Origin of the sequence: Caldibacillus sp. 210928-DFI.2.18, from assembly GCF_020554505.1 — a bacterium.
Taxonomy (GTDB): domain Bacteria; phylum Bacillota; class Bacilli; order Bacillales; family Caldibacillaceae; genus Caldifermentibacillus; species Caldifermentibacillus hisashii.
In genome coordinates this window covers 1-4,028 of the sequence record NZ_JAJCHL010000150.1, presented here as the reverse complement: position 1 = coordinate 4,028, position 4,028 = coordinate 1, and the positions used below count along the sequence as shown (strand labels likewise).

The 4,028-nt window shown below is 36.2% G+C and carries 4 protein-coding genes and 1 pseudogene; 3 read left to right on the top strand and 2 right to left on the bottom strand.

What is annotated here, in order from left to right:
- The first annotated feature begins 171 nt into the window (after positions 1-171).
- Entirely contained in the window at positions 172-1,092 is a 921-nt protein-coding gene (locus LIZ98_RS17020) for a hypothetical protein (protein WP_227140356.1), read from the top strand.
- A gap of 291 nt (positions 1,093-1,383) precedes the next feature.
- Here the strand turns inward: LIZ98_RS17020 and LIZ98_RS17015 are convergent, their stop codons facing one another.
- Positions 1,384-1,722, bottom strand: a complete 339-nt coding sequence (locus LIZ98_RS17015) for a winged helix-turn-helix transcriptional regulator (protein WP_034768145.1) — start codon at positions 1,720-1,722, stop codon at positions 1,384-1,386.
- Positions 1,723-1,905: 183 nt separating this feature from the next.
- Between LIZ98_RS17015 and LIZ98_RS17010 the strand changes: the two genes are divergently transcribed.
- Positions 1,906-2,979: an LLM class flavin-dependent oxidoreductase gene (locus LIZ98_RS17010; RefSeq protein ID WP_034768160.1), complete on the top strand. Its 1,074-nt coding sequence runs from the start codon at positions 1,906-1,908 to the stop codon at positions 2,977-2,979.
- Entirely contained in the window at positions 2,976-3,542 is a 567-nt protein-coding gene (locus LIZ98_RS17005) for an NADPH-dependent FMN reductase (RefSeq protein ID WP_034768147.1), read from the top strand. The genes LIZ98_RS17010 and LIZ98_RS17005 overlap by 4 nt, the downstream gene beginning before the upstream one ends.
- 293 nt (positions 3,543-3,835) lie before the next feature.
- Here the strand turns inward: LIZ98_RS17005 and LIZ98_RS17000 are convergent.
- Positions 3,836-4,028, bottom strand: a pseudogene (locus tag LIZ98_RS17000) (hypothetical protein); the annotation flags it as partial.

Here is a 4,028-nt window from a genome sequence, read left to right as displayed (position 1 = left end):
ACGGTTGTATTTTTAAGCCAACAGGTGTAGGAAAAAATAAAGATAGCATTGCATTAACAAGCAGATATGATTTTATCTGGCAGGACTTAAGTGACGGTCGTAAATATTACGTAATCGAGCTTTGATTGAAACGAGATTTTATCTCTATGTGTAATATGAGGGGGGTAATATATGAAATGTGCATATTGTGGGAAAGAAGCGAAAGGAACTAAAGAACATATAATTTCAAGTGCGGTTCTAAATTTATTTCCAGAATGCTTTTTAACATTTGATGATGCCAGAAGCGTAATACACGAAGCAGACCCAATGGTTAAAGATGTATGTGCTGATTGCAATAATAATAAAATTGCCTATATTGATAGCTATGCAAAAGAATTTATTAGCCAATATTTTACGAGAAGATATAATGAAGACGATACGGTTGAGATAGAATATGACTATGTGATGATTCAGAAAATGCTATTAAAATATGCATTTAATGATAGCCGGTCTCATAAAGAAGATTGCTCTTTTTTTGATAAGGAAATACTGCATTACATTATGAATCCATGTGATAATGCTCCGAAGGAAAATGTGACAGTACTATGTGGATTAGCGATTAATGTCTCTCCTATGCATGAAGCCATGTTTGGAAATTTGAAATTACGTTGGTGCAAAAATCCTTTGTTTTATTCAAATAGTACAATAAGAAATATCGATTATGAAACAGGGCAGATTTTTCTTAATGAAAATGTAGAAAAAGAGGAGTTCCCTGATTTACAACTTTCATACATATTTAGGTTTAATAGCGTACAATTTTTGTTGATGTGCTGGAGTAAAAATTCGAAGAAAATCCAGCAGAACAATGTTGTTTTAGAGCACCAATATCCATACCATCTAATGAAAGTAAATGATGAGAAAGTAGCTCTACCGATATGTACCAATGAGTTTAATTATCATAATTATGAACATATACATGTATGTTGGGATGGATTGTTTGAAGTCGGTTATTTGAGAAAACATGCGAGTGGTGGCACGTATAAATATAAAGAATTGTTCGAAAAAGAATGGGTAGTAGAAGAAAAAAGAATAAAAGATAAACATCCCCGTTAAGGGGTTGAGTTACTGTAATATTTTGAGTTAGCAGGCTCATTGACAAATTCGAGCTAGGGATAGAATATAATCTGTTTCAAATATGTGGATATAGATGACGTGTTCCCGCCTACCGATAGTGCAAAAAGTGCCTTTGACTTGTTTCCGACTACCGACAATGTAAAAGACATCAATCCACCCCGCTCGTTGCATGTAGAGTGTTGCGCGTTACTAAAAAAAATATAAATTTATGGAAAAGCTCGGTTAATTCTTTAGTTTTAGACGAGCTTTTCCAAACTAAATAAATAAACCTCATATAAATTTATACTGCTGTTTATGCAATGCATGCTTCACACCCCATTTATGCATTGCATGTAATAATGGTTCAAGTTCCTTTCCATATTCCGTAATGGAGTACTCGACTTTTGGGGGAACTTGTGGATACACGAAACGCTCAATAATATCTTCATTTTCCAATTCTCGTAAATTTTTGGTTAACATTTTTTGGGTGATATTGGGGATGCTACGTTTTAAATCACTGAAGCGCATTGTTCCATTTTTTAATAAATGGAGTAAAATAATCGGTTTCCACTTGCCAACAATTATTTCAAGGGCATCTTCAACCCGACATAAATTCGGTTCGATATTCATTCGAATCCCTCCAGTAGTATCCTTTTGTATACTATACCACTTTTTTTTGCGTACTTACATGGATATTGATTGTAACTTATAATGATATTACAAAGGTTTATATCGAATTCATCATTTGCAATTTGATATATAGAAATATTATTATGAAGTAAATGTGTACGAAAGAAGGTAATAAAGATGGGTATGGAAAAATATCGGATAGATCCGAGCAAAGGCTTGGAGTTTGGTATCTATACACTAGGGGATCATTTAGCAAATCCTTATACGGGGAAACGGATTTCTCCTCAACAGCGGTTGCAAGAAATTATTGAGATCGCCAAACTTGCAGAGCAGGCCGGAGTCGACTTTATAAGTGTTGGAGAAAGCCATCAAGAATATTTTACCACTCAAGCACATTCAGTCGTGTTAGCTGCGATTGCTCAAGCAACGGAAAAAATAAAAATTGGCAGCTCTTCAACAATTATTAGTACGTCAGACCCAGTACGAGTTTACGAAGATTTTGCAACAATTGATTTAATCTCAAATGGCCGTGCTGAAATTATTGCCGGACGGGCGTCAAGAGTCGGGCTCTTTGAACTGCTTGGCTATGATCTACGGGACTATGAGGAATTATTTGAAGAGAAATTCGAATTATTATTGGAAATCAATGAAAATGAAGTGGTTAATTGGAATGGGCAGTTTCGAGCACCATTAAAAAATGCAAAAGTCCTTCCACGACCAAAAGAAGGGTCAATGCCAATTTGGCGTGCGGTGGGCGGAACTCCTGCCAGTGCAATAAAAGCCGGTTATCAGGGTGTTCCAATGGCCCTAGCAATGCTTGGCGGTCCTGCATCTTACTTTAAACAGTCGATTGATGCATATCGTGATGCGCTAACTCGGCGTGGGCTTGATCCGACAGATTTCCCAGTTGCAACAACCGGCTTTTTCTATACAGCAGAAACAACCCAGCAAGCATTAAGCGAATATTACCCTCACATAAATGAAGGAATGAAACGAACGAACGGCCGCGGCTTTGCGAAACAATTATTTGCCCAAGGCGCAGACCAACGCAGCATAATGAATGTCGGCAGCCCTCAGCAAGTCATTGAAAAAATTCTCTATCAACATGAACAGTTCGGACATCAACGATACATGGCACAAATGGATTTTGGGGGTGTGCCTTTTGACCGAATTAAACGAAATATCGATATAATCGGAACAGAAATTCTACCTGCAATAAAAAAATATACAGCAATAGTTGAGGGGGGCAAAGAATGAAGGTTGTCGGATTATCCGGGTCAAAAGTTGGTTCAAAAACAAGAACGGCAATGGATGCCACATTAAAAGAATTGAAGGAAAATTATCCGGAAACTGAAGTAACGTTAATTGATTTAGCGGAATATGATGTTCAATTTAGTGATGGTCGCAATTATTGGGAATATGAAGGTGACACAAAATATGTAACAGAAACGATTATGGATGCAGAAGCCATTATCATAGGGACGCCAATATTCCAAGCATCAATTCCAGCAACATTGAAAAATATTTTTGACTTGCTTCCGGAAAGGGCATTTGAGGGGAAAATCGTCAGTATTATTGTTACAGCCGGAACATCAAAACATTACTTAATAGCCGAGCAACAATTAAAGCCCATTTTATCGTACATGAAAGCACAAATTGTTCAATCATATGTTTTTATAGAAGAAAAAGATTTTTATCGGAAAGAAATTATTAACGATGATGTTATTTTCCGAATTCAACGCTTAGTGGAAGATACGGTTGTGTTGACGGAAACTTTTGCAAAGATTCGCGAGGTGAAGGAAGCTGAGTATGGTTTTTAACGTTCAGTTATGAGGAAGGACAAATCGTTCTTCCTTTTATTTTTAAAAAGTCAAAAATAATACTTTTTTGTTGACAATGGCACAAGTGGTAATTTATAACAAAACTATGTTGTAATGCAAAGTAGTTTTTGGCTACCATTGTGATTGATGTAGGAAGTAGGTTATCTCTGTCTAGCTATTTGCAGGGATAGACTGCCTTTGACTATATGCAAGCTTTATTATGGATAGGCAGTCTAGGAAGTTTTTTTTACCGATACGTAATATGAGTAGATAACCCGATTTTTTGGCTAAAATCATTCACAAATTTTTTCTATCTCTTTCACTTCATCGAGACTCAGCTTCACCATTTTTGCCACTTTTTCAACTGAAAAACCTTCCCGTAACAGCTCAGCAGCTAAATTCCTTTTTTCTTCCATTTTTCCTTTTTCAATTCCTTTTTCAAATCCTTCTTCCCTCACAGTTTTAAAATATTCAGCAAGTGTAGGT